Below are 24,001 nucleotides of genomic sequence, written 5' to 3' on the forward strand. Positions count from 1 at the left end.
CGGACCGGCCCGCCGGAGGTTCCGTGCCGTTTGTGCCGATGGGGGTCTTCGGCGATGCTGGGGGCGTGTCAACGGAGACTCTCATCGGCGCCGCCGAGCTGCGCGCGTTCCTGCACGGACTTCCGGGCGTGGACCAGGTCGGGGCGGAGGAGCGGGCGGCGCGGCTGGCGACCCGGTCGATCAAGACGTCGGCGAAGGCCGAGGCGATCGATCTGGCGATCTCGATGGTGGACCTCACCACGCTGGAGGGTGCGGACACGCCGGGGAAGGTGCGGGCGTTGTGCGCCAAGGCCGTCCGGCCGGACCCGTCTGATCCTTCGGTGCCGAAGGTCGCGGCTGTGTGCGTGTATCCGGACATGGTGGAGACGGCCGTCGCGGCGCTGGACGGGTCGGGGATCGGGGTCGCGTCGGTGGCGACGGCATTTCCGTCCGGGCGGGCGCCGCTGGAGGCCAAGCTCGCCGACACCCGCGCGGCGGTGGCGGCGGGCGCGGCCGAGATCGACATGGTGATCGATCGTGGCGCGTTCCTGTCCGGCGACTACCTGAAGGTGTTCGAGGAGATCACCGCGGTCAAGCAGGCGTGCGGCGAGGCGCATCTGAAGGTGATCCTGGAGACCGGCGAGCTGGCGACGCTGGACAACGTGCGGCGTGCCTCGTGGTTGGCGATGCGGGCGGGCGCGGATTTCATCAAGACCTCGACCGGGAAGGTGTCTCCGGCGGCGACGTTGCCGGTGACGCTGGTGATGCTGGAGGCCGTCCGCGACTATCGCGCGGCGACGGGCCGTCAGGTCGGGGTCAAACCGGCGGGTGGGATCCGCACCACCAAGGATGCGATCAAGTATCTGGTGCTGGTGAACGAGACCGCCGGCCCGGACTGGCTGTCGCCCGACTGGTTCCGGCTGGGTGCTTCCAGTGTGTTGAACGATCTGCTGATGCAGCGCCGCAAGCTGTCCACCGGGGTGTACTCCGGTCCCGACTACTTCACCCTGGACTGATCATGGTGTTCGAGTACGCGCCCGCACCGGAGTCGGCGTCGGTCGTCGACATCCGCGCCTCCTACGGGCTGTTCGTGAACGGTGAGTTCGTCGACGGGCACGGGGAGCCGTTCAAGACGATCAACCCGGCCGATGAGAGCGTGCTGGCGGACGTGGCGTGCGCCGACGAGGCGGATGTGGACCGGGCCGTGAAGGCCGCTCGCGCCGCCTATGAGCGGGTGTGGGGGCCGATGCCGGGCGCTGAGCGCGCCAAGTACCTGTACCGGATCGCCCGGATCATCCAGGAACGCTCCCGCGAGCTGGCCGTTTTGGAGTCGATCGACAACGGCAAGCCGATCCGCGAGTCCCGCGATGTGGACGTTCCGCTGGTGGCGGCGTGGTTCTTCTACTACGCCGGCTGGGCCGACAAACTCGGCCACGCGGGGTTCGGCCCGGACCCGCGCCCGGTCGGTGTGGCGGGCCAGGTGATTCCGTGGAACTTCCCGCTGCTGATGCTGGCGTGGAAGATCGCCCCGGCGCTGGCCTGCGGGAACACCGTCGTATTGAAGCCGGCGGAGACCACGCCGCTGACCGCGCTGCTGTTCGCCGACATCTGCCGCCAGGCCGACCTGCCGCCCGGTGTCGTCAACATCATCACCGGCGCCGGCGAGACGGGCCGCGCGCTGGTCGCCCACCCCGGGGTCGACAAGGTCGCCTTCACCGGTTCCACCGACGTCGGCCGCCAGATCGCCCGCACCCTGGCCGGAACATCGAAGAAGCTCACCTTGGAGCTGGGTGGCAAGGCCGCCAACATCGTCTACGCCGACGCCCCCATCGACCAGGCCGTCGAAGGCATCGTCAACGGCATCTTCTTCAACCAGGGCCACGTGTGCTGCGCCGGATCCCGCCTCCTGGTGCAGGAGTCGGTGGCCGAGGAGGTGCTGGAGCGGCTGAAGGCGCGGATGGCGACGCTGCGCGTCGGTGATCCCCTGGACAAGAACACCGACATCGGCGCGATCAACTCCGCCGCGCAACTGGACAAGATCCGCGAGCTGTCGGCGGCCGGCGAGGCCGAGGGCGCCGACCGTTGGGCGCCGCCGTGCGAGCTGCCCGACCGCGGGTTCTGGTTCCCGCCAACGGTGTTCACCGGTGTCGCGCAATCGCATCGGATCGCGCGGGAGGAGATCTTCGGGCCGGTGCTGTCGGTGCTGACGTTCCGCACCCCCGACGAGGCGGTCACCAAGGCCAACAACACCCCCTACGGGTTGTCGGCGGGGATCTGGACCGACAAGGGCTCGCAGATCCTGTGGACCGCGCAGCGGCTGCGCGCCGGGGTGGTGTGGGCCAACACCTTCAACAAGTTCGACCCCGCCTCCCCGTTCGGCGGCTACAAGGAATCGGGACACGGCCGCGAAGGCGGACGCCACGGACTGGAGCCCTACCTCAATGTCTGAACGTCTCACCGTCCGCAAGACCTACAAGCTCTACATCGGCGGCGCGTTCCCGCGTTCGGAGTCAGGCAGGACCTACCCCGTGACCGACACCAAAGGCCGGTTCCTCGCCAACGCCTCCCAGGCCTCCCGCAAAGACGTCCGCGACGCCGTCACCGCCGCCCGCAAAGCCTTCACCGGCTGGTCGGCCCGCACCGCCTACAACCGCGCGCAGATCCTCTACCGCATCGCCGAAATGCTCGAAGGACGCCGCGACCAGTTCATCACCGAGGTCCGCCACAGCGGCGCGTCCAAGACCCACGCCGCCGCACAAGTCGACGCCGCCATCGACCGGTGGGTCTGGTACGCCGGATGGGCCGACAAGATCACCGCCATCACCGGCGCCGCCAACCCCGTCACCGGCCCCTACTTCAACTTCTCCACCCCCGAACCCACCGGCATCGTCGCCGTCATCGCACCCGACGACCCGCTCCTCGGCCTGGTCTCGGTGCTCGCACCCGCGATCGCCACCGGCAACACCACCGTCGTCATCGCCTCCGAACCCGCACCACTCCCCGCGATCACCCTCGCCGAAGTCCTCGCCACCAGCGACCTACCGGGCGGCGTCGTCAACATCCTCACCGGACACCGCACCGAACTCGCCCCCTGGCTCGCCTCCCACATGGACGTCAACGCCATCGACCTCACCGGCGTCCCGGAGGCCGACGTGACCGCTCTGGAGGAGAAGGCGGCCGAGAACCTGAAGCGTGTCTTCCGCGCCGCCGAGGACTGGTCCGGCGACCCCGGAACCGCGCGTATGACGGCGTTTCTGGAGGTCAAGACGGTGTGGCATCCCGTGGGCGTCTGAAAGTGGAAATGGCGCGGAGTGTGTAGAGCGTCACGAACGGTGGAATAGAACCCCCCGTAACTGATCATCACGGGGGGTAGATCAGTGCCTACCAACACCGCATCGCGTACGACGACGAGCCGAGGTACGGCCGCTCGTACGAAGAGCACCACGGCGAACAAGTCCACGGCCGCCAAGAAGACGGCCTCCAAGAGCACCTCGGCCGCCAAGACGCCGTCGAGGTCCACGACCAGCCGCTCGACCGCCGCGAGGAAGACTCCGGCGAAGCGGACCAGCGCCGCGTCGAGCCGGACGTCCACACAGGCGTCGCAGCGCGTCACCAAGGCCGCCGACCAGGCCAAGGCCGCCGCCAAGCAGATGAAGTCGGTGGCGACCAAGGCGTCCTCGTCGGCCAAGGCCATGACCGCGATGACCAAGGCCATGACCACCGCCACCAAGGCGATGACCGACGCCGCCAAGGCGATGAACACCGCGGCCAAGGACATGGGGAAGCAGCAGCAGGCCGCCCGGTCCACGGCGTCCAGGAGCAGGACGGGCACCAGCGCGCGCAAGAGCACGTCCGGGACGGCCCGCAAGTCCACCTCGGCGGCGAGCCGCTCGCGGTCCACGACGTCGGCGCGGGTGTCGGCGCCGAAGTCGACGGCGCGCAAGACCACGGCGTCCAAGACCCGGCCGTCGACCGCGAAGAGGACGACGGCGGCCAAGCCGCGGACCAGTGCCGCGCGCAAGTCCACCGCGTCCTCGTCCCGGACGACCGCGAGCACGCGGAGCGGCACGGCCCGCAAGAGCGGTACATCCCGCTCGTCCGGCACCGCTCGCAAGGCGAGCACCGCCGGGGCGGGCGGGACCACCGGGACCCGCCCGCGAGCGGGCGGGACGACGGCCCGGCGGACCGCCGAGTCGGCCACCGCGCCGCCCGCCGGGCCGATGGTCGAGCCCAAGACCTCCAACGGCCTGCAGCACTCGACCGGCACCGACGGCGGCTTCCTGAGCGGCCTGACCAGCGCCGGCCAGCGCGAGCGCTGACCGCCGCCCGGACGGCGCCCCCGGGGGTCCGCCCCCAGGGGCGGCACCGACCCGCCCGTCGCCGCGCCCTGCCCGGGACGCGGCGAGCGGCGAGCCCGCGGGCGGGGCCGTGCCCGAGCACGGGCACGGGCGCGGGCGCGGGCGGAGCCTGCCGCGCACACGCACGCCGCCGGCCGGCGATCCACGACGGCCGGCTCACGGGAGGGCCCATTGGACGAGAAGGACATCCTGGCGCGCATCGACGAGTACGTCGGTGAGGAGCAGCGGCTGCGCGACCGCTACCAGCGCGGCGACCTGGACCGCGACGAGGAGCACCGGCGGCTCGAGGACCTCGAGGTGGCCCTCGACCAGTGCTGGGACCTGCTGCGCCGCCGCCGCGCCCGGATCGACGCGGGCAGCGACCCCGGCGACGCGGACGCGCACGTCCGCCCGCCGGACGAGGTCGAGGGGTACCTGCAGTGACGCAGCCCCTCGCCCGGCGGCCGCTGCGCTTCGGCCTGTCGCTGGCGCCGGACGCGTCCGCGCCGCTGGTCCGCATCGCGCAGGACGCGGACCGGTACGGGCTCGACCTGCTCGGCGTCCGGGACCGCCCGTACCTGCGCGACACCGCCGACGCGCTGACGCTGATGGCGACCGCGCTGGCCGTCACGCCCCGGATCCGGGTGCTGCCCGCCGTGGCGTGCCTGCCGCTGCGGCCGCCCGCGCTGCTGGCCAAGGCGCTCGCCACGATGGACGCCCTGAGCGGCGGGCGCGTGGAGCTCGGGCTCGGCGCCGGCATGTCCTGGGACGGCGTGGAGGCCTACGGCGGCCCGCGGCTCGGCGCCGCCGCCGCGCGCCGCTCCCTGGAGGAGGCGGTGCAGATCATCCGGCTGCACTGGAGCGACCAGAACGGGCTGCGCTTCCAGGGCGAGCACCACCGGTTCGCCGCCGCGCAGGCCGGGCCGGCGCCCGCCCACCAGATCGGGATCTGGTTCGGGGTGACCGGGCCGCGCGCGCTCGATCTCGCGGGGCGCGTCGCCGACGGCTGGATCGCGCCGTCGTCGCTCGTCCCGCCGAAGCGGCTCGCCGAGGGGCAGCGCCGCCTCGACGACGCCGCCGCCCGGGCCGGCCGCGCCCCGTCCGAGCTGCGCCGCGTCTACCTGCTCGAAGGCTCCATCGACGGGCGGGACTCGCGCGGCTTCCTGCACGGCCCGCCGCGCCAGTGGGTCTACGAGATGACGGAGCTGGCCGTGGGCCACGGCGTCGACACGTTCCTGTTCGGCGGCGATCCCGAGCAGCTTCCGGTCTTCGCGCTGGAGGTCGTCCCCGCCGTCCGCGAGCAGGCCGCCCGGGAGAGGCGGGGCCTCTCCGCCGGGTCGGCGCCGAACGCCGCCCCGGCGCAGGCCGCTCCCGCGCACTGACCTCGCTACATGCGTTCCGGGGTGGGGACGCCCAGCAGGTGGAGGCCGGTGGTGAGGGTGCGGAGCGTGGCGGCGCACAGGGCGAGCCGGGACGCCTTGGTCGCCTCGTCCGGGGCCTTCAGGACCGGGCAGTTCTCATAGAAGGTCGTGTAGGCGTCGGCGACCGAGTAGACGTAGGTCGCGAGCTTGTGCGGCTCGGCCGTCTCGCCCGCCTGCTCCAGGACCGCGCCGAAGCCGAGCAGTTGCAGGGCCAGCGCGCGCTCGGCCGGATCGGTGAGGACGATCGGGCCGGTCGCCTCGTCGGGGGCGACGCCGCCCTTGCGGAAGATCGACCGGATCCGCGCGGCCGCGTACTGCAGGTACGGGCCGGTCTTGCCGTTGAACGAGATCATCCGGTCGAGGTCGAAGACGTACTCGCTGTCGCGTGCCACGGACAGGTCGGCGTACTTGACCGCGCCGATGCCGACGTCCTGGACGATCGCGGCGCGGGTGGCGTCGTCGAACGGCTCGTCGTGCTGGATCTCGTCGAACACCGTGCCGGCCCGCTCGACGGCCTCGTCCAGCAGTTCGGCGAGCTTGACGGTGCCGCCGGCGCGGGTCCGCAGGATCTTGCCGTCGGTGCCGAGGACGTTGCCGATCTGCGCGTGGTCGGCCCGGACGTCGTCGTTCAGCCAGCCGGCCATCCGGGCGACCGCGAAGACCATCTGGAAGTGCAGCGACTGCGGCGCGCCCACCACGTAGATCATCCGGTCGACGTGCTCGGTGTCGACCCGGTACCGGATCGTCGCGAGGTCGGTGGTGGAGTAGTTGTAGCCGCCGTCGCTCTTGCGGATGATCACCGGGAGGGGCTCGCCCTCGCGGCCGGTGAAGCCGGGCGGGAACGCGCAGAGCGCCCCGTCGCTGACCACCGCGATGCCCTTGTCCTCCAGCTCCTGGACGGTCGGGGCGAGCAGGTCGTTGTAGAAGCTCTCGCCCTTGATGTCGTCGTCGGTGAGGGTGACGCCGAGCAGCCCGTAGACGGAGTTGAAGTACTTCTTGGACACGTCCACGAGGACGTTCCAGAGCCGCAGCGTCTCCGGGTCGCCGGCCTGGAGCGCGACGACCCGCCTGCGGGACCGGTCGGCGAACCCCTCGTCGCCGTCGAACTTCGCCCGCGCGGCCTGGTAGAAGGCGGTGAGGTCGCTGACGGACGAGTCGCCCCGCGCGGCGGCGTCCTCGCCGAGGTCGAGCAGGTGCTCGATCAGCATGCCGAACGGGGTGCCCCAGTCGCCGACGTGGTTGTCGCGGATCACGTCGTGGCCGAGGAAGTCCAGGATGCGGGCGATCGCGTCGCCGACGATCGTGGTCCGCAGGTGCCCGACGTGCATCTCCTTCGCCACGTTCGGCGAGGAGTACTCGACGACGACCTTCTGCGGCGCGGCGGTCACGGGGACGCCGAGCCGCGCGTCCTCCAGGGCCCGCTGCGCCTCGCCGGCGATCCACTCGTCGCTGAGCGTGAGGTTGATGAAGCCCGGCCCGCTGACCTGCACGTCCGACACGACGCCGGCGACGTCGAGGTGCTTGACGATCTCGTCGGCCACGTCTCGCGGCTTGCGGCCCAGCTTCTTGGCCAGCGGCAGCGCCACGTTGGCCTGAAGGTCGGCGAACTGCGACGGCCGGATGACCGGGTCGGCGTCCGCGTACGACGGTCCGAAGGCGGCGCTCAGCGCGTCCTGGACCCGGGCGGCGAGTACGAGTTGCGGATCGGGCATGTTCCAAGGTTATCGGCGCGCGCGTACCGCATGGCACGGGTTTTCCCGCCGTGCGGGGCGGCGCGGCACGTCGTCGGCGCGGCCCGCCGCGACCCGTTCGCGCGCCTCGGGGGCCGTCAGCCCGCGCCGGGCCGCCGCCGGCACCCCGTTCACACCGGCGAGCTCCCCGGCCCGTCCCGGACTATGTCGCGGCGGGCGGCTCGGTCCGTTCCGGCGCGGCGCGCTCGCCGGCGGGCGCCGCGGCCTCCCGCGCCGGCTCCGCGGGCTTGGCGGGCTCCGGCGGCCGCTCCGGGGACTTCGGCGCCCGGTCGGCCCGGTCGGCCCGGTCGGCCCTGTCCGCGCGGTCCGCCCTGTCGCTCTTGTCCGGCCTGTCGGCCTTATCTGCCTTGTCGGCCTGGGAGTCGCGCTCGCCGTGCGTCCACCGGCCGAACCGGGACGTCCGCGTCGCCGCGACCTGCTCGCGGATCCGCTCCACGATCCGCCCGGCCGCCAGCCGGTGCGCCAGCTCGCACGCCGAGGTGATCGCCCGGGCGTGCGAGGCGCCGTGCGCGATCACGACCGTCCCGTTCAGGCCGAGCAGGACGCCGCCGCCGTAGGTGTCGGGGTCGAGCCGCTCGCGCAGCTCCAGCAGCCGGCGGCGCTGCAGCAGCGCGCCGACCCGCGCGGGCGCGCTCGCGGTCATCGCGCCCCGGATCTCCGCGAACGCGGTCCGGATCGTGCCCTCCATGGTCTTGAGCGCGACGTTGCCGGTGAAGCCGTCGGTCACGACCACGTTCACCTCGCCGCTCAGCAGGTCGTGGCCCTCCACGTTCCCCGCGAACTCGATGCCGTGGCTGGACCCGGACAGCAGCTCGTACGCCCGCTTGGTGACCTTGTTGCCCTTGCCCGGCTCGGCCCCGATCGTCAGCAGCCCCACGCTCGGCCGCTCCACGCCCAGCAGGATCTGCGCGTACGCGGTGCCGAGCGCGGCGAACTGGACGAGCCCCTCCGGCTTCACGTCCACGCTGGCGCCCGCGTCCAGCAGGATCGTCGGGTGCGGCGAGGTGGGCAGCGTCACCGCGATCGCGGGCCGCATCACGCCCTGCTGGCCCTTCAGCCGCAGCCGGGACGTCGCGACGACCCCGGCGGTGCTGCCCGCCGACACCAGCGCCGACGCCCGGCCCTGCTTGATCAGATGGCAGGCGATCGCGATCGACGACTTCGGCTTGCGCCAGCTCGCGAGCGCGCCCTCGCCCATGTCGAGGGCCTCCTCGGCGTGCACGATCGGGATCTTCCCGGCGACGCCGTGCAGGTCCAGCTCGCGCTGGATCCGCGGCGCCTGCCCGACCAGCACCACCCGCACGCCGTGCGCGCGGACCGCCTCCACCGCGCCCTCGATGATCTCCCCGGGGGCGTGGTCGCCGCCCATCGTGTCGACCGCGATCGGCAGCGGCCGCACCGTCGCCGGACGGCGGGCCGCCGGGCGCGGCGGCTCGCCTTGACCGGTCATGGGTCGCTCCAGGAGGGAGAGGGACGGGTGGCGCGCGCGAGATCCGCAGCTCATCGCATGGTAAGTCCTCGGTTCGGGTGCCTTGGCGGTGCGCGGCCCGGAGGTGGCGAGCCTCACGCGCCCGCGACCGCCGCGACCGCCGCGCCGGACGGCCCGCGCCCTTGGGCAACGAATGCGCATGATCAGGGAAAAGTCCGGCACCCACCGCATGTGATCCAGTACGGACGGTGATGTACCGGACGTGGAAATGGTGATGAATCGCAAGAAGACCCTGATCCTGGGCTCCGCCGTGCTCTTCGTCCTGCTGGTCGCGGGCGGTGCCGCGTGGGTGCTGGTCACCTCGGGCGGCGAGCTGACGTACAAGACGCAGGCGGCCCTGCGCAACGCGATGCCGGCGAAGGCCACCGACGAGCTGAGCGTCCGCGGGGTGAACCTGCGGTCGCCGCTGAAGTGCGAGGACCTGCCCGGCTGGACGAAGAAGAGCATGCGGGTGTCCTGCACCGGCACGACCGCCGACAACAAGCAGGTCAAGGTGATCGGCAGCGGCGAGCAGGAGGCCAAGAGGAACTACTTCACGATCCTCGTGGACGGCCGCCCGGTCGTGGAGAACGCGCAGTGCCTCGGCGCCTCCTGCCACAAGAAGAGCGGCTGAGACGGCGGCTCAGGAGCAGCCGAGGCCGAGGCAGCCCTGGTCCAGGACCTGTCGCCCGGCGACGGTGACGGTGTACTCCTCGACCGGGTGCGCGCCGTCGGCGCCGAGGGCGGTGCCGGTCACCACGACGGGCTGCCCCGCCTTCGTCGTCGCCGTGCAGGCCACCCGGACGGTGTCGCCGATCTTCGGCGTCCGGCAGGACGGGCGGGCCTTCAGCCGGATATCCCGCTTCTTCAGCTCGGCCACGACCCCGTCGGTGACGGCGTTGCGGTAGGACTCCTCGGAGATCCGCTGCATCACCTTGCATCCGGACAGGGTCGCGCCCAGCACCGCCGCAAGCACCAGCGCCAGGACGCGCCTCATACCGTCTCCTCCGCCCGGAGCACCTCCGCGACCGCGTCGGCGACGGCGTCCGGGCGGTCGAGCTGGACCATGTGCCGCGCGTCCGGAAGGTCCACCTGGCTCCCGTAGGGCGTCATCCTCGCCAGCCGCGCGTGCCCTTCCGACCACTCGCGCCTCTTGGCCTCGCCCTTGACGTCGCCTAGCGCGGTCAGCACGACCAGCGGGACGGCCGGGAACGGGCGGCGCTCGCGGAGCCGCGCCAGGTCGACGGCCTGCTCCCGGTACGCGAGATCCTCAGCGATGACCGTGCCGAGGACGGTCCCGCGCCCGTACACCGAGCGGACGACCGCGTCCGGGACCGGTTCGTCGCGCCGGCTGGTGTGCTTCAGGACGGCGCGGCGCCCGATCGGCCCGAGGACCCGCGCCAGCTGCGTCGCGCCGAGGAGCACCCCGGCCGCGGTCGCCAGCGGCGTCGCGGCCGCCGCGAACCGGACGAGCTCGTGCGGGTGCGGCTCGTAGCTCGGGTCGACGAGCACCAGGCCCCGCACCAGGTCGGGGCGGAGCCGGGCGAGCGCCTCGGCGTGGAACCCGGCCATCGAGTGCGCGACCGCGATCACCGGCCGGCCGGCCCGCTCGGCGAGGGCGGCGAGGACGTCCGCCTCGCGGCGCAGCGTCGGCGCGGCGATCGCGGCCGGGCTGAGGCCGAGCCCCGGGCGGTCGAAGGCGATCACCCGGTTCCGGTCGCGCAGCAGGTCGACGCTGGGCCGCCAGTCGAACCAGGCGCCGCCGAGACCGGAGCTCAGCAGCAGCGGCGGCCCGTCCGCCGGCCCCTCCTCGACGACGTGGACCTGCTCGCGGCCCACGTTCACGACCTCGCTCACGGCGGCGCGGCCGTCGTGTGCCGCGCCGCCGTCGTTCACGGTGCCGTCGTTCACGGTGCCGCCTTCGTGCGTGATCTCGCCGTCGTTCGCGGCGCGGCTGTCGCTCATAGGTGCGTCTTCTCCCGTAGCGGCGGGGAGGCCGGGGCCCGCCCGGCGTTCCGGCGGTCGGCGTAGAGCGCCCAGGCGACCAGCAGCAGCCCGGCGCACAGGACGGAGATCTGCACGCGCTGGATGATGCCGAGCCAGCGGCCCAGGTACATCGCGAGCAGCGTGCTCAGCGCGAACACGGTCTCGGCCGCCGCGACCACCCAGCCCCAGCGGGCCAGCACGGGCCACCACCCGTAGCGGCGCGCGGCCAGCGACAGCAGGAACAGCGCGATCACCCCGCAGGTGATCACGACGGTGCTGGTGACGGAGTGGAACTCGTGCGAGAACGACACGTGCTCGGAGCGCTCCCGCAGCGCGCACCACGTCTCCAGGTTCGGGGCGCAGTCCAGCGGGAAGGAGGCGTCCCCGATCGCCCAGATCCCGAACAGGCCGAGGAACGCCCAGCCGGCGGTGGCCAGCGGCCGGCGCCGCAGCCGGCGCAGCGTGCCGGCCGACACGATGATCGACAGGACCCCGGTGATCAGGTCGCCGCCGCTGTAGACGAGGTGGAACGGCTGGTCGATCGCCGACAGCTCGCTCACGTAGCCGTTGACGACGTCCAGGTCGGGGCTCAGCCAGTTCTCCAGGAAGAAGGAGGCGTAGAAGAGCGCCGCGAGGAACGCCAGGACGATCACGTAGCGCGGGGCGACCCCCGGCCCGCCGGGCTCGTGGAGGTCCGGTCCGCCGGTGCCGGGTCCGGGCGCGATTCCACCCTGGCCATCGACCGGCTCGGCCGGACTGTCCGTGTCATGGGAGTGCACACCAGCCCCTTCGCCCGTCCGCGGTGCCGCCCTCGCCAGTATTTCCGAACATCGTGTCAGCGTGTGACCTGGGGCGCGGTTTCCGGAGTATCCGCTGGCCGAAGCGTGGCCCCGCCGTGACGGAGAGGTTGACGTCCCGTAGTCGTTGAACATGGGGCGGGGCGTCGACGATGATGCAGGGGCGATTTGTCGGGGTCCGGGCTGACCAGCTTTTTCCGTACCCTGTAGGGGGTATCAATTCGGTATGAACCGGTCCCAAACGGTTGAATGGGGGTGTCCCGCGGCTTTTTGATCACCGTCCGTGACGACGCGCCCGGGGACCCGCTCCCCCATGACATCAAGGAGTACCAACACGTGACACTGGTGAACGACGCGGCTCCCGCAATGCGATCCACAGGTCGCAAGTTCCGCGCCTTCACGGCGAAGCACCTGGACGAGCTCACCGCTCGCGCCGGTCTGTCGCCCGAGCAGCGGCTCGCGACCCGAGCGGTCGCGACGGTCCTGCCCTTCCGGACCAACGCCTACGTCATTGAGGAGCTCATCGACTGGTCGGCCGCGCCGGACGACCCGATCTACCGGCTGGTGTTCCCGCAGGAGGACATGCTCCCGGCCGAGGACGTCGCGCGCCTGTCCGACCTGCTGCGCCGCGAGGCCCCCAAGGCCGAGATCGAGGCCGCCGCGCACGCCGTGCGGATGAAGCTGAACCCGCACCCGGCCGGGCAGATGGAGCTCAACATCCCGAGCTTCGGGGACGGCAAGATCCCCGGAATGCAGCACAAGTACGGCGAGACGGTCCTGTACTTCCCCAAGCAGGGGCAGACCTGCCACGCGTACTGCACCTACTGCTTCCGCTGGGCGCAGTTCATCGGCGAGCCCGACCTGAAGATGGCCGGCGACGAGCCCACCGCCCTGCGCGACTACCTCCTCGCCAACCCCCAGGTGACGAACGTCCTGTTCACCGGTGGCGACGCGATGATCATGGGCGAGCCGGTGCTGCGGCGCTACATCGAGCCGCTGCTGGAGCTGGAGCAGCTGGAGGCCATCCGGATCGGCACCAAGTCGCTGGCGTACTGGCCGCAGAAGTTCGTCACCGACCCGGACGCCGACGACATGCTGCGGCTGTTCGAGCAGGTCGTCGAGTCGGGCAAGAACCTCGCCTTCATGGCGCACTTCTCGCATCCCCGCGAGCTGGAGCCGCTCATGGTCGCCGAGGCGTGCCGCCGCATCCGCGACACGGGCGCGGTCATCCGGACCCAGGCCCCCCTCATCCGGACGATCAACGACGACTCCGCGACGTGGGAGGGCATGTGGCGGACCCAGACCCGGATGGGCCTGGTCCCGTACTACATGTTCGTCGAGCGCGACACCGGTCCGCAGGACTACTTCGCGGTCCCGCTCGCCCGCGCCTACGAGATCTACCGGGACGCCTACAAGAACGTCTCGGGGCTCTCCAGGACCGTCCGGGGCCCGTCCATGTCCGCCACCCCCGGCAAGGTGTGCGTGGACGGCGTCATCGACCTGATGGGCGAGAAGGTCTTCGTCCTGCACTTCATCCAGTGCCGCGACGCGGACCTGGTCGGTAAGCCGTTCTTCGCGAAGTACGACCCCGACGCGGCCTGGCTGGACGATCTCAAGCCGGCGTTCGCCGACCGTTTCCCCTGGGAGAAGTAGGTACCTTCCGGGCGCCGCCTGAGTACCGGTACTCAGGCGGCGCCACCGGGCGCGCGGCGAGCATTGCCGACATGTTCTCCTCTTTCTCCGCCCGCGCCCCCCGATCCCCCCGGCCGGCCCGCGGCACGGCCGACCGGGTGCGGCTCGCCATCGCGATCGGCTACGGCGCCGCCGTCACGGTGACGACCGGGATCGTCCTCGCCGCCGACCTGTTCGCGGACGACCCCGGCTTCATCGGCGTCTTCCTCATCCTGGCCACCGCGCCGCTGTCGATGGTGAGCCTCTACCTCCTCGACTTCGGGGAGATGCCGCAGGCCCTCACCAACGTCCTGTTCTACGTCGCGACGACCGGGTCCGGGGCGCTTCAGACCTGGCTCCTGTGGCCCGGACGACGCCGCCGCCGTTCCGCCGAATAGGCGCCGTCAGCGCAGGTGGCGGTGGAGGGCGAGCGCGGCGAGCACCGCGGCGGCCCCGCAGAGGGCGATGACCTGCGCCGGGGCCAGCAGGTCGCCGAGCGCGCCCGCGCCGCCGATCGCGGCGGCCTGGCCCGTCATCACCCCGGTGCTCGCCAGCCCGATCGCCTGGCCCCGCACGGTCTCCGGCGTCGCGTCCACGAGCCGGCGCTGGAGCGGCAGGTCGTAGCCGAGGCCGACGGTCCCCGCGAGCATCAGCGCGCAGGCCAGCGGCAAGGGTGGGTGCAGGACGAACAGCAGCAGCGGCGCGCCCGTCAGCAGCGCGAGCGGGAACGTGAGCCGGTCGCGCAGGCCGGGCCGAATCCAGCGGCCGACCAGCAGGTTGCCCGCGAACATCCCGGCCGCGGCCGACGACAGCATCAGCCCGGCCGCCCCCGGATTCCCGAGCCCGCTCGCGTACGGGATCGCCATCGCCTCCGACCCGACGGACAGCGACAGCGGCAGCCAGAAGGCCAGCAGCAGGCCCCGCGTGGTGCCCGCGCCGAGCAGCCGCCGGTTCACCCGCCACGTCTCGCGCGCCACCCCGGAGCCGCCGCGGTTCGGCGCCGGCACGTCCGGCAGCCCGAACCGGGCGAGCGCCGAGGCCACGGCGGCGCTCGCGGCGGCCAGCCAGAGCGTCCCCGCCGGGGACAGCGCCGCCAGCAGCAGCCCTCCGGCGGCCTGCCCGGTGATCTGTGCCCCGGCGGACGTCATCGTGAACAGCGACCGGCCCAGCACGAAGCCGTCGCCGGGGAGCAGCGCGGGCAGCCGGCCCTGCACGGTCGCGCCGCCGACCGGCGCCACCAGCCCGAGCACGGTGATCAGCGCGATCGTCCCCGGCAGCGGGACGGCGCCGCACGCCAGGACGGCCGTGACCGCGAGGCGCAGCAGGTGGAACCCGGTGAGCAGCCGCCGCATCGGGACGCGGTCGGCGAGCGACAGCAGGAGCGCGCCGCCCACCGCGTACGGGAGCATGCCCGCGCAGAACACCAGTGCCGCGGCGAGCGCGGACCCGGTCCGCTCGAACGTCTGCACCGACAGCGCGATCATCCGGACGGAGTCGCCGGTCACCTGCAGCGTCTGCAGCCCGAACAGCGTGCGGAACTCGGGGACGCCGAAGACGTCGCGGTAGCGCGCGGACGCGGCCGGCGCGGCGGGGCCGGAGGGAGCGGTGGATGCCGTCATGGCGACCAGACTCGGGCGGCGGGGCCGGCCTGGATAATGTTTCGGGGAGGAGCGAAACATGTACCGGATCGAGGTGGGGCCCGGCGACCTCGCGGCGAGCCGGTTCGGCATCGCGCCGCTGCACGAGACGATCACCGCGCTCGGCCTCGCGGCGGGGCGCGTGCCGGCCGGTCCGGTGGGCCCGTGGGTGGAGCGGGCGCGCCCCCGCTACGCGGCGATCGCCGCCGACCCGGCCGTCCGGGCGCTGGCGTTCCTGCGGCGCCGCCACGGGTACATGGCCGACTTCGTCCAGCCGCCGCCCGGCCGCCCGAACCTCACGGTCGCCGAGCAGCTCGCCGTCGCCCGCGCCACGCCCGAACCCCAGGCCCGCGAGGAGATCGCCCGCAACCTCGACGGCCTTCCCACGCCGCCGGACGACGTCCGGGCGGTCCTGCACGCGCCCGACGTCGTACGGCGCCTCAGCGACGCGCTGGAGGCCGCGTGGACGGTGCTCGTCGAACCGGACTGGCCGGTGCTGCGCGCGATCCTCGAACAGGACATCGTGCACCGCGCGGGACGGCTCGCCGCCTACGGCTGGGCGGAGGCCCTCGACGGCCTGTCCCGGCAGGTCCGGTGGCGCGGCGGCATGATCGAGGTGGACATCCCCGACGAGGGCGCCTACCGGCTGGACGGCGCCGGGCTGATGTTCGTCCCCACCGTGTTCTCCGAACTCGGCGTCGCGCTGGAGCGGAACTGGCCGTACACGCTGATGTACCGGGCCAGGGGAGTGGCGGCCCTGTGGGAGGGGCGGGAGGGGCGGGTGCCGCGGGACGACGACGCGCTCGCCCGGCTGCTCGGCCGCACCCGCGCCGACCTGCTGCGCGCGCTGGCCGAGCCCGCCACCACGACCTGGCTCAGCGCCCGGCTCCGGGTGAGCCTCGGCGGGACCGGCGACCACCTCGCGGTGCTGCGCGCGTCCGGCCTCGTCACCCGCGAGCGCAGCGGCCGCTCCGTCCTGTACCGGCGGACGGCCATGGGGGACATGCTGGTCGGCGCCTCCTGAGGCCGCCCCTGCGGGCGCGCCGGCCTCAGCGGGACGGCCTCAGCGGGGCGTCAGACGCCGTACTCGGGAATGATCGTCGCGCGGGCGAGGGTGTGGGCGGTGATGTTGAAGCCCGCCACGGCCGGGGAGACGTCCGAGCCGATCCCGAGCGACTCCACGTCCAGCGCGTGCACCGTGAACACGTACCGGTGCGGGTCGCCGGGCGGCGGCGCGGCGCCGCCGAACTCCTTGTTCCCGTAGTCGTTGCGGGCGTGAATCCCGATCTTGGAGTCGGCGGTGCCCGCGCCCGTCGGCAGCTCGGTGACGTCCGCCGGGATGTCGAACAGCGTCCAGTGCCAGAACCCGCTGCCCGTCGGGGCGTCCGGGTCGTAGCAGGTCACGGCGAAGCTCTTGGTCTCCGGCGGGAATCCGGACCAGCGCAGGTGCGGGGACTGGTTGCCGCCGCTGAACCCCCAGTCGTCGAACACGTGCTTGTCGTCGAGCCGCTCGCCGTGGGCGACGTCATCGCTGGTCACGGTGAACGACGGGACCTCGGGAAGGTGCTCGTGCGGAAGCGGTGGCCGGCCGGCCATGGCGACCTCCTCGTCAAAGGATCAGTTGTCACTCCATCTCTATCAGGCGGGTCAGGTCTTGACCGCGCCCATAGAGAACCCGGTGACGAACCGGTCCGTGACCGGAATCACTTCCCGGCGGCCTCGCTGTAGGCCGCGATGACCTCTTCCGGATCGCCGTCCATCCGCATCCGGCCCTCGTCGATCCAGATGACGCGGTCGCACATCTCCTTGACCGTGTCCAGCTGGTGCGCGACGAGGAAGACCGCGCCGGCCTCGTTGCGCAGCTCCTCGATCCGCTTCTTGCTCTTGCGCTTGAACTTGGCGTCGCCGGTGGCGAGCGCCTCGTCGATCAGCAGCACGTCGTGGGTCTTCGCCGCGGCGATCGCGAACCGGAGCCGCGCCCCCATGCCGGACGAGTACGTCCGCATCGGGTACTGGATGAACCCCTCCTTGAGCCCCGCGAAGTCGACGATCTTCTGGTACTGGGCCTTCGTCTCCGTCGGCGTCATGCCCATCGCCAGGCAGCCGAGGACGATGTTGCGCTCGCCGGTGAGGTCCTTCATCAGCGCCGCGTTCACGCCCAGCAGGGACGGCTGGCCGTCGGTGTACACCGCGCCGCTGTGCGGCGGCAGCAGGCCCGCGATGGCCTTCAGCAGCGTCGACTTGCCGGAGCCGTTGGTCCCGATGATCCCGACCGCCTCGCCGCGGTACGCGACGAACGACAGCCCCTTGATCGCGTGGACCTCCTTCATCGAAGGACGGTTCTTGCGGCGCAGCACCCGGGAGAACGCGCTGGCGGCGTTGCCCTTCCCGCCCGCGCCGTACACGCGGTAGATGATGTGCAGGTCGTCGACGACGACGATCGGCTCGCGCGTGGGGTCGACGTCGATGGCCGTCCCGCCGCGCACCTTGGTGTCAGCCACGGCCGTAACGCTCCTCGGCACTGAAGAAGAACAGGAACCCGCCGATCAGCGCGACGGCCGACCAGATCCCCGCGTAGAGCCACAGCTGGCCGGTGGTCTCCGTCAGCTTGGTGTTCACGAAGTGGCGGTACTCGCCGAGCAGCTGGTGCCGGCTCAGCTCCACGTACACGTAGGCCGGGTTGGCCTTGAGGATGTCACCGATCCACGGGTGGGTCTTCAGCGCGTGGCTGCGGTGCAGCAGGTCCGGCAGGCTGAAGATCACGCCGGACAGGTACAGCCAGGTCCGCATGATGAACGGCAGGAGCTGGCTGACGTCCCGGTTGAACGCGCCGAGCCGTGCCATCACCATGCTGATCCCGACGTTGAACATCAGCTGGAGCAGCAGGACCGGGACGAACATCACCATCTGAACGCTGATCGGCTCGCCGAACGCGAACACGATGCCGAGCAGCACGATCAGGGAGAGCAGCAGCTGCTGGAACTCCACGGTCGCGATGGCGAGCGGCAGCGTCGCGCGCGGGAAGTGCAGCGCCCTGATCAGCGACAGGTTGTCCCCGACGGACTTGGAGCCCGACGTGATCGAGCGCTGTGTAAACCCGAACATGAACACGCCCGTCACAAGGAAGGGAATGAAGTCCGGTACGCCGCGCTTGGTGTTGAGGAGGACGCCGAAGATCAGGTAGTAGACCGAGACGTTCAGGATCGGGGTCAGCAGCTGCCAGACCTGACCCAGTCTCGAGTCCGTGTACATCGAGATGTTCTTGGCCGAGGCGAACGCCCAGATGAAGTTGCGCCTGGCCCAGACGCTCTGGATGTACTTGCGCAGCGGGGGGCGCGCCGCGCTCTGCCTCAATCCGTACCGTGCGGCGTAGGCGGCCAGCGTCTCGTTCACGTGAGGAGACTCCGCGATCGTGCCGACCGACTCGCCACCCGATGAACCGAGCCGTTGCGGGTGACTCATGCCGGGAAGCCTATTGCAGTCGATGATGTGTCGGTGACGTTCACCCGCATGTGACCCCCGAACTGAGATCATTACGGAATCTTGTCGTCGCCCCTGGGGATACCCCGGGGATGCGGTCCAACCATTCTCGATCACTCCCCGTGCTGCGCTCGCCCGGGCGCCCCCCGTCCGCCCGCCCCGCCCGCGCCCCCTACCGGGCGCTGCTCGGCCGGCTGGGACGCGCCGACCGGTGGGCGTTCGACCGGGTCGCCGCGGCCCGGCTGCCCGGCCTGGAGTACGTCCTGCCCCGGCTGTCGAGGACGGCCGACCACGGCGTGCTGTGGTTCACCACGGCGGCGGCGCTCGGGCTCACCCGGCGGCCCCGGCTGCGGCGCGCCGCGCTGCGCGGCTCGATCGCGATCGGGGTGGCGAGCCCGATGGTCAACATCCTGGGCAAGCAGGCGTTCCGCCGGGCGCGCCCGGTCGTGGACCTGGTGCCGCCGATCCGGATCCGATGGAAGCTGCCGACCTCGCACGCCTTCCCGTCCGGGCACTCGGCGTCCGCCGCCGCGTTCGCGGCCGGGGTGGCGCTGGAGGCCCCGGCCGCGGTGGCGGCGCCGGTCGCGGCGACCGCCGCCGCCGTCGCGTTCGCCCGCGTCTACACGGGCGCGCACTACCCCGGCGACGTGCTCGCCGGCCTCGGCATCGGCGCGCTGGCCGGGTTCGGCACGCGCCTGGTGTGGCCGGCGCGCCCTCCGGTGGCCCGCGTAACCGGGGCCGAGGGCGAGGACGTCCAGGTCACCGATGACGGGCGCGGCGTCGTCGCGGTCGTCAACACCGGCTCGGGCGGCGGCGGCGAGGCCACCCGCGGGATCCTGCCGGGCAGCGCGGAGATGGCGTCCGGCCTGCTGGAGCGCGAGCTCCCGGCGGCGGAGATCGTCATGCTGGAGCCCGGCCAGGACCTCGAGAAGGCGTGCGCGGAGGCCGCCGCGCGGGCCGACGTGCTCGCGGTCGTCGGCGGCGACGGCACCGTCAACGCGGCCGCGCGCGCCGCGCTCGACCACGACGTCCCGCTGCTGGTCGTGCCGGGCGGGACGCTCGACCACTTCGCCCGCGCGCTCGGCGTCGAGTCGCCCGCGCAGGCGATCGCCGCGTACCGGGCGGGGCGGATCGGCCGCGTGGACGTCGCCTACGCCGCGCCCGCCGGGACCGGCTCCCGCCGGGGCGGCGAGCGGCTGTTCCTGAACACGGCGAGCTTCGGCGCCTACACCGAGCTGGTCGACCGGCGCGAGCGGCTGGAGAAGCGGCTCGGCAAGTGGCCCGCGCTGGCGATCGCCGCCGTCCGGACGCTGCGGCACTCCGAGCCCGTCGAGGCCGTCGTGGACGGGCACCGGCGGCACGTCTGGCTGGCGTTCGTCGGGAACGGCGTGTTCGGCTCGCACGGCGCGGCGCCCACGTGGCGGGAGCGGCTCGACGACGGGCGCCTCGACATCCGGATGGTCTCGTCCGGGCGGCGGATGCCCCGCATCCGGGCGGTCGCCGCGGTCCTCGCCGGGCACCTGCACGTGGTGCCCGGTTTCCGGGGGTGGCACGCCGGCGGGCTGGAGGTGCTCACGGAGTGTGACGAACTCCGGCTGGCCCGGGACGGCGAGGTGTCGCCGATGCCCCCGGGGATCCGGTTCGGCAAGCACGCGAAGGCGCTCGCGGTCTTCCGGCCGGAAGCCTGACGGGTGCCGGGAGTTCGGCGAAGGTTCAGGCGGCTGTAACCGCGGCCGGGCGCCGCGCGACCGGCTCCCGGCGGCCGGCCGCGAGAAGCGGGTCCGGCCGCCGGGAGCCGGTCCTCAGGCGAACGCGAGCGGGAGGCCGCGGAGCCCGACGACCACCGGCGAGCCGTTGTAGACCGGTTCGCCGGTGACCGTGACGGTTCCGTACCGGGACCGGAGCTCTTCGAGGACGAGCCGCATCTCCATCCGCGCGAGCGCCGCGCCGAGGCAGAAGTGCGGGCCGTACCCGAACGCCAGTCCCGGCACGTCGGGGCGCCTAGTGACGTCGAAACGGTCGGCATCGGACCCGAACGCCTCCGGATCGCGGTTCGCTGACCCGTACAGGAGCATGATGTGGTCGCCTGCCTCCAGCTTCCCGCCCGCCAGGACGGCCGGGCGTGTCGCGGTCCGGAGGAAGTAGACGACCGGGGATGTCCAGCGCAAGATCTCCTCAATGGCGGTCGGCATCGCCTCCGGCCGCTTCATCGCCTCCCACTGGTCCGGGTTCTCCGCGAACGCCAGCAGCCCGCCCGAGATCGCGTGCCGGGTCGTCTCGTTCCCGGCGACGAGCAGCTGGATCAGGAACATCACCATCTCGATGTCGGTGAGCCGGTCGCCGTCCACCTCGGCCTGGGCGAGCTGCGAGATCACGTCGTCGCGCGGCGCGGCCCGCCGCTCGTTGGAGACCTCGACCAGGTAGACGCCGGCCTCCATCCGCAGCGCGGCACGCTCCTCGTCCGACAGCTCCGGCGCCGCCCCCGGGATGATCGACTCCGACCAGCGGAAGAAGCGCGGCCAGTCGTCCTCCGGGATGCCGAGCAGCAGGCAGATCACCTGGAGCGGCAGCGGGACGGCCAGCTCCGCGACCACGTCGAACGGGCGGCCCGCCTCCACCGGCTCCAGCAGCGCCCGGATCCGCTCCCGGACCGCGCCCTCCAGCCGCCGCATCGCCGAGGGCCGGAACGCGGGCGCGACCAGCCCCCGGTACCGGCCGTGCTCGGGCGGGTCGGTGTGCATGATCGTCGGCGGCGTGTCGAAGGGGACGCCGATCTCGTCGATCAGGATGCCGTCGCCCGACCGGTACGCCGCCGGGTCGCTCGCCACCGCGTGCACCGCCGCGTGGGACCCCGCCACCCACAGCGGCAGCGATGGATGCCGGACGAGGCCGCCCTCCGCCCGTACGGCCTCGTACAGCCCGTACGGATGCCCGTGCGCGTAGAACCCGTCCGGAAAGCCGTCCGGGATCACGACAGGATGCCCTGCGGTCTCGCTATCCCGGCGTCGTCGCACATGGCGTAGTAGGCGTTGAGCGTCGACTCGCCGTCGGTGACGCCGGTGATGTTGCCCTCGGCGTCGTACTCGATGAAGGCGCCTTCGAGGATGAACAGGATGTCGCTGTCCTCCTCGATGGTGAGCGTGTGGACGGAGCCGGGCGGCTCGTAGATGAACGTCCCGGCGTGGTAGTCGATGCCGTACTCCTTGTAGCGCCACCGTCCGGAGAACGTGTAGGCGTGGACGCCGCCGGTGTGCTTGTGGGTGGGCAGCTGGAAGCCCGCCTCGAAGCGGTTGCGCACCACCCAGGTGTCGGGGGAGACCCTCAGGACCTGGAGGCCGACCGGGCCGATCGTGACCCAGGGGATGTCGCCGGAGTGGACGTGGCCGACCAGGGGACCGCTCGTCTCAGTCATAAAGCAAACGCTAGGTAGGTGACACCGGACGCGCAAGACCCGCGGTTCATGGTCGTCCGACCGGGTAGGAGACGGACGCCCGCGAACCGCTGGAGGAGGTACCGCACATGGCGATGGGAGTCAGCCCCGCCGATCTCACCGACGACGACCTGCTCCGTGAGCTGGGGCATCTCTACGAGACCCGGATGGACGCGCTCCGGCACGCCGCCGACCAGGCCTACGGCGAGCACACCCAGCGGATGGCCCAGCTGGAGGCCGAGTACCTGCGAAGGCGCCCGGGCCGCGAGATCGACCCGCAACGCCTGCGCGAGGGCGCCCGCGCCCGCTGACGGGGCACCCCCATCACAGACGCCGTCGCCCGGCCGGTTCCGCGCCACCGGCCGGGCGGTCGGCATGCCCGGCGCACCGCGCCCGGCTCCCGCGCACCGCGCCTGAACTCCCGCGCACCGCGCAGCTTCGACTTCGGGGCTCGTGTTCGTGTTGTTCCGGCAAAGGCGGGGGTGTCGGCCGGGAGAGGGGAGGAGGGTGCGGTGCCAGGATCCTGACGGGCGAGATCGCCCGGGATCCTCGGGGGGTGTGATCGTTGGTACGGACCCGGCGGGGGCGTTACGGACGGGCGTCGGGGAGCGAGCCGGGCCTCGGGGAGTGCGTGCGGCGCTGGTGGCCGTTCGCGGTCGGCGCGCTGGCCGCCACGGGGCTGCTGCTCGGCGTGTACCTGTGGGCTCCGCGCAAGTCGGGCGCGTCGGTCGCCGAGGGGGCGGCTCCCGGCGATTCCGCGCGGCCCGACGCGGCCTCGCGGTCAGGGGCGCCGATGGCGTCCTACACGACGCGGTTCCAGCCGGGGCAGCCGCGCGTCCGCAACATCGAGCTGGCCGCGCGGCTGCTGGACGGGAGGGTGGTGCGCCCGGGCGCGACGTTCTCCTTCAACCGGGTCGTGGGGCCGCGGACACGGGGCCGCGGGTACGTCCCGGCGCCCGCGATCATGGGGTCGCGGCTGGTGAAGGACGTGGGCGGCGGCATCTGCCAGGTGTCCACGACGCTGTTCAACGCGGTGTTCCGTGCGGGCCTGGACATCCGGAAGGCGCGCGCGCACACCATGTGGATGCCGGAGTACCCGGAGGGGCGCGAGGCGGCGGTGGCCTATCCGGATCTCGACTTCACCTGGCGGAACGACACGGGCGCGCCGGTGCGCATCCAGGTCGGCTACACGGGGGACTCGCTGACGGTGAGCCTGTGGGGGCACCGCCGGTACGAGGTCCGGTCGAAGACGTCGAAGCGGTACGGGTTCTCGCCGTACGGGACGGGCGTGGGGCGCGGGCGCCGGTGCGTCCCGATGGCCGGCCGGAAGGGCTTCAGCATCGACGTGTGGCGGACGCTGCTCTCCGCCGGCCGCGAGGTCCGCCGGGAGAAGTTCCACACCGAGTACCGTCCGCAACCCGAGGTGACCTGTCTGTAGCCCCTCGGCGGGGCGCGCGGGGCCGCATGGCAGTGTGAGGGCATGACCGTTCGAGAGGGAACCTACGAGCTGGGCCCCGGTGACGGGCGGCTGCTGCTCCGGACGAGCCGCAGCGGCCTCGGCCGGCGCGCCGGCCACGACCTGACCATCGAGGCGACCAACTGGACGGCGGAGGCGACGGTCCGCGAGCCGCTGTCGGAGTCGTCCGGGAAGGTGGTCGTCGTGGTGGACGGCCTGGAGGTCCGGGAGGGCACCGGCGGCGTGAAGCCGCTGTCGGAGAAGGACCGGCTGGACATCGGCGACAACCTTCGCAAGGTGCTGGAGGCCCGCCACCACCCGGAGATCACCTTCACCGCGACCGCGGTCCGCACCGAGGCCGGGGAGGTCGAGGGCGACCTGACCATCATGGGCCGGACGAAGCCCGTCCGGGTCCGCGCCGAGTTCGACGGGGACCGGCTGCGCGGCGGGGCGACGGTGCAGCAGACCCGCTGGGGGATCAAGCCGTTCTCGGCGTTCTTCGGCGCGCTCCGCCTCGCCGACGAGGTCGAGGTCGAGTTCGACCTCCGCCTCCCGGTCAACAACTGATCAACGCCGCCGCCGACCGGT

The 24,001-nt window shown here is 72.5% G+C and carries 24 protein-coding genes and 1 pseudogene; 14 read left to right on the top strand and 11 right to left on the bottom strand.

Annotation, left to right across the window (positions count from 1 at the left end; genetic code table 11):
• Positions 1 to 38: 38 nt before the first annotated feature.
• From deoC to ABT299_RS15010, 6 genes are all read left to right on the top strand, one after another.
• Positions 39 to 995, top strand: a complete 957-nt coding sequence (gene deoC / locus ABT299_RS14985; RefSeq protein WP_500251135.1) for a deoxyribose-phosphate aldolase — start codon at positions 39 to 41, stop codon at positions 993 to 995.
• 2 nt (positions 996 to 997) lie between these two features.
• Positions 998 to 2,428 (top strand): aldehyde dehydrogenase family protein, encoded by a 1,431-nt coding sequence (locus ABT299_RS14990; RefSeq protein ID WP_500251106.1) that lies wholly within the window; start codon positions 998 to 1,000, stop codon positions 2,426 to 2,428.
• Positions 2,421 to 3,272 (top strand): aldehyde dehydrogenase family protein, encoded by an 852-nt coding sequence (locus ABT299_RS14995; RefSeq protein WP_500251107.1) that lies wholly within the window; start codon positions 2,421 to 2,423, stop codon positions 3,270 to 3,272. The genes ABT299_RS14990 and ABT299_RS14995 overlap by 8 nt, the downstream gene beginning before the upstream one ends.
• Before the next feature lie 84 nt (positions 3,273 to 3,356).
• Positions 3,357 to 4,298 carry a hypothetical protein gene (locus tag ABT299_RS15000; protein ID WP_190860361.1) on the top strand — a complete coding sequence of 314 codons (942 nt, stop codon included), beginning with the start codon at positions 3,357 to 3,359 and terminating at the stop codon, positions 4,296 to 4,298.
• Between the two features lie 210 nt (positions 4,299 to 4,508).
• Positions 4,509 to 4,760 carry a DUF2630 family protein gene (locus ABT299_RS15005; RefSeq protein WP_190860363.1) on the top strand — a complete coding sequence of 84 codons (252 nt, stop codon included), beginning with the start codon at positions 4,509 to 4,511 and terminating at the stop codon, positions 4,758 to 4,760.
• Complete coding sequence (locus tag ABT299_RS15010) at positions 4,757 to 5,698, top strand: LLM class flavin-dependent oxidoreductase (RefSeq protein WP_500251108.1); 942 nt, start codon at positions 4,757 to 4,759, stop codon at positions 5,696 to 5,698. The genes ABT299_RS15005 and ABT299_RS15010 overlap by 4 nt, the downstream gene beginning before the upstream one ends.
• A 5-nt stretch (positions 5,699 to 5,703) precedes the next feature.
• On the opposite strand, the gene argS is transcribed toward ABT299_RS15010, so the two are convergent.
• On the bottom strand, positions 5,704 to 7,449 hold the full coding sequence (argS, locus tag ABT299_RS15015; protein ID WP_500251109.1) for an arginine--tRNA ligase: 1,746 nt from the start codon (positions 7,447 to 7,449) through the stop codon (positions 5,704 to 5,706).
• 412 nt (positions 7,450 to 7,861) lie between these two features.
• Positions 7,862 to 8,938, bottom strand: a pseudogene (gene plsX, locus ABT299_RS15020) (phosphate acyltransferase PlsX); the annotation flags it as partial.
• 253 nt (positions 8,939 to 9,191) lie between these two features.
• On the opposite strand from plsX, the gene ABT299_RS15025 reads away from it, so the two are divergent.
• Positions 9,192 to 9,590 carry a hypothetical protein gene (locus ABT299_RS15025; protein ID WP_241755909.1) on the top strand — a complete coding sequence of 133 codons (399 nt, stop codon included), beginning with the start codon at positions 9,192 to 9,194 and terminating at the stop codon, positions 9,588 to 9,590.
• 9 nt (positions 9,591 to 9,599) lie between these two features.
• Here the strand turns inward: ABT299_RS15025 and ABT299_RS15030 are convergent, their stop codons facing one another.
• Genes ABT299_RS15030 through ABT299_RS15040 form a run of 3 tightly spaced genes read right to left on the bottom strand, consistent with a single transcriptional unit; the run spans position 9,600 to position 11,721 of the window.
• Entirely contained in the window at positions 9,600 to 9,953 is a 354-nt protein-coding gene (locus tag ABT299_RS15030) for a hypothetical protein (protein ID WP_387027555.1), read from the bottom strand.
• Positions 9,950 to 10,921, bottom strand: a complete 972-nt coding sequence (locus ABT299_RS15035; protein WP_500251110.1) for an alpha/beta fold hydrolase — start codon at positions 10,919 to 10,921, stop codon at positions 9,950 to 9,952. The genes ABT299_RS15030 and ABT299_RS15035 overlap by 4 nt, the downstream gene beginning before the upstream one ends.
• On the bottom strand, positions 10,918 to 11,721 hold the full coding sequence (locus ABT299_RS15040) for a DUF998 domain-containing protein (RefSeq protein WP_500251111.1): 804 nt from the start codon (positions 11,719 to 11,721) through the stop codon (positions 10,918 to 10,920). The genes ABT299_RS15035 and ABT299_RS15040 overlap by 4 nt, the downstream gene beginning before the upstream one ends.
• 384 nt (positions 11,722 to 12,105) lie before the next feature.
• On the opposite strand from ABT299_RS15040, the gene ABT299_RS15045 reads away from it, so the two are divergent.
• Together ABT299_RS15045 and ABT299_RS15050 are read left to right on the top strand one after the other, a co-directional pair.
• Positions 12,106 to 13,392, top strand: coding sequence for a KamA family radical SAM protein (locus tag ABT299_RS15045; protein WP_190860467.1), 1,287 nt, complete (start codon positions 12,106 to 12,108; stop codon positions 13,390 to 13,392).
• A 71-nt stretch (positions 13,393 to 13,463) separates the two neighbouring features.
• Complete coding sequence (locus tag ABT299_RS15050) at positions 13,464 to 13,808, top strand: SCO4225 family membrane protein (RefSeq protein ID WP_190860375.1); 345 nt, start codon at positions 13,464 to 13,466, stop codon at positions 13,806 to 13,808.
• A 6-nt stretch (positions 13,809 to 13,814) separates the two neighbouring features.
• Here ABT299_RS15050 and ABT299_RS15055 read toward each other — a convergent pair whose 3' ends face one another.
• Complete coding sequence (locus tag ABT299_RS15055; RefSeq protein WP_500251112.1) at positions 13,815 to 15,029, bottom strand: MFS transporter; 1,215 nt, start codon at positions 15,027 to 15,029, stop codon at positions 13,815 to 13,817.
• A gap of 58 nt (positions 15,030 to 15,087) precedes the next feature.
• Here ABT299_RS15055 and ABT299_RS15060 point away from each other — a divergent pair, with 58 nt between their 5' ends.
• On the top strand, positions 15,088 to 16,071 hold the full coding sequence (locus tag ABT299_RS15060) for an ArsR/SmtB family transcription factor (RefSeq protein ID WP_500251113.1): 984 nt from the start codon (positions 15,088 to 15,090) through the stop codon (positions 16,069 to 16,071).
• 50 nt (positions 16,072 to 16,121) lie between these two features.
• On the opposite strand, the gene ABT299_RS15065 is transcribed toward ABT299_RS15060, so the two are convergent.
• The 3 genes from ABT299_RS15065 to ABT299_RS15075 form a co-directional block, all read right to left on the bottom strand.
• On the bottom strand, positions 16,122 to 16,643 hold the full coding sequence (locus tag ABT299_RS15065; protein ID WP_387027564.1) for a YbhB/YbcL family Raf kinase inhibitor-like protein: 522 nt from the start codon (positions 16,641 to 16,643) through the stop codon (positions 16,122 to 16,124).
• Positions 16,644 to 16,750: 107 nt separating this feature from the next.
• Positions 16,751 to 17,548, bottom strand: coding sequence for an ABC transporter ATP-binding protein (locus tag ABT299_RS15070; RefSeq protein WP_347256849.1), 798 nt, complete (start codon positions 17,546 to 17,548; stop codon positions 16,751 to 16,753).
• A complete protein-coding gene (locus ABT299_RS15075; RefSeq protein WP_190860383.1) occupies positions 17,541 to 18,509 on the bottom strand; it encodes an ABC transporter permease in 969 nt (322 codons plus the stop codon). The genes ABT299_RS15070 and ABT299_RS15075 overlap by 8 nt, the downstream gene beginning before the upstream one ends.
• A gap of 140 nt (positions 18,510 to 18,649) precedes the next feature.
• On the opposite strand from ABT299_RS15075, the gene ABT299_RS15080 reads away from it, so the two are divergent.
• On the top strand, positions 18,650 to 20,215 hold the full coding sequence (locus ABT299_RS15080) for a bifunctional phosphatase PAP2/diacylglycerol kinase family protein (protein WP_500251114.1): 1,566 nt from the start codon (positions 18,650 to 18,652) through the stop codon (positions 20,213 to 20,215).
• A 114-nt stretch (positions 20,216 to 20,329) separates the two neighbouring features.
• Here the strand turns inward: ABT299_RS15080 and ABT299_RS15085 are convergent, their stop codons facing one another.
• Both ABT299_RS15085 and ABT299_RS15090 read right to left on the bottom strand, forming a co-directional pair.
• The gene (locus tag ABT299_RS15085; protein WP_500251115.1) at positions 20,330 to 21,499 is read right to left on the bottom strand and encodes a cytochrome P450; all 1,170 of its coding nucleotides are present in this window, start codon (positions 21,497 to 21,499) and stop codon (positions 20,330 to 20,332) included.
• Complete coding sequence (locus ABT299_RS15090) at positions 21,496 to 21,939, bottom strand: 2,4'-dihydroxyacetophenone dioxygenase family protein (protein WP_190860388.1); 444 nt, start codon at positions 21,937 to 21,939, stop codon at positions 21,496 to 21,498. The genes ABT299_RS15085 and ABT299_RS15090 overlap by 4 nt, the downstream gene beginning before the upstream one ends.
• 107 nt (positions 21,940 to 22,046) lie before the next feature.
• Between ABT299_RS15090 and ABT299_RS15095 the strand changes: the two genes are divergently transcribed.
• From ABT299_RS15095 to ABT299_RS15105, 3 genes are all read left to right on the top strand, one after another.
• Positions 22,047 to 22,268 carry a DUF6158 family protein gene (locus ABT299_RS15095; RefSeq protein WP_190860390.1) on the top strand — a complete coding sequence of 74 codons (222 nt, stop codon included), beginning with the start codon at positions 22,047 to 22,049 and terminating at the stop codon, positions 22,266 to 22,268.
• 320 nt (positions 22,269 to 22,588) lie between these two features.
• Entirely contained in the window at positions 22,589 to 23,395 is an 807-nt protein-coding gene (locus ABT299_RS15100) for a VanW family protein (RefSeq protein ID WP_387027571.1), read from the top strand.
• 42 nt (positions 23,396 to 23,437) lie between these two features.
• Positions 23,438 to 23,980 (top strand): YceI family protein, encoded by a 543-nt coding sequence (locus ABT299_RS15105; protein ID WP_500251116.1) that lies wholly within the window; start codon positions 23,438 to 23,440, stop codon positions 23,978 to 23,980.
• Positions 23,981 to 24,001 lie beyond the last annotated feature (21 nt).

The sequence above is a fragment of the Spirillospora sp. NPDC000708 genome (assembly GCF_040299565.1).
Taxonomy (GTDB): domain Bacteria; phylum Actinomycetota; class Actinomycetes; order Streptosporangiales; family Streptosporangiaceae; genus Spirillospora.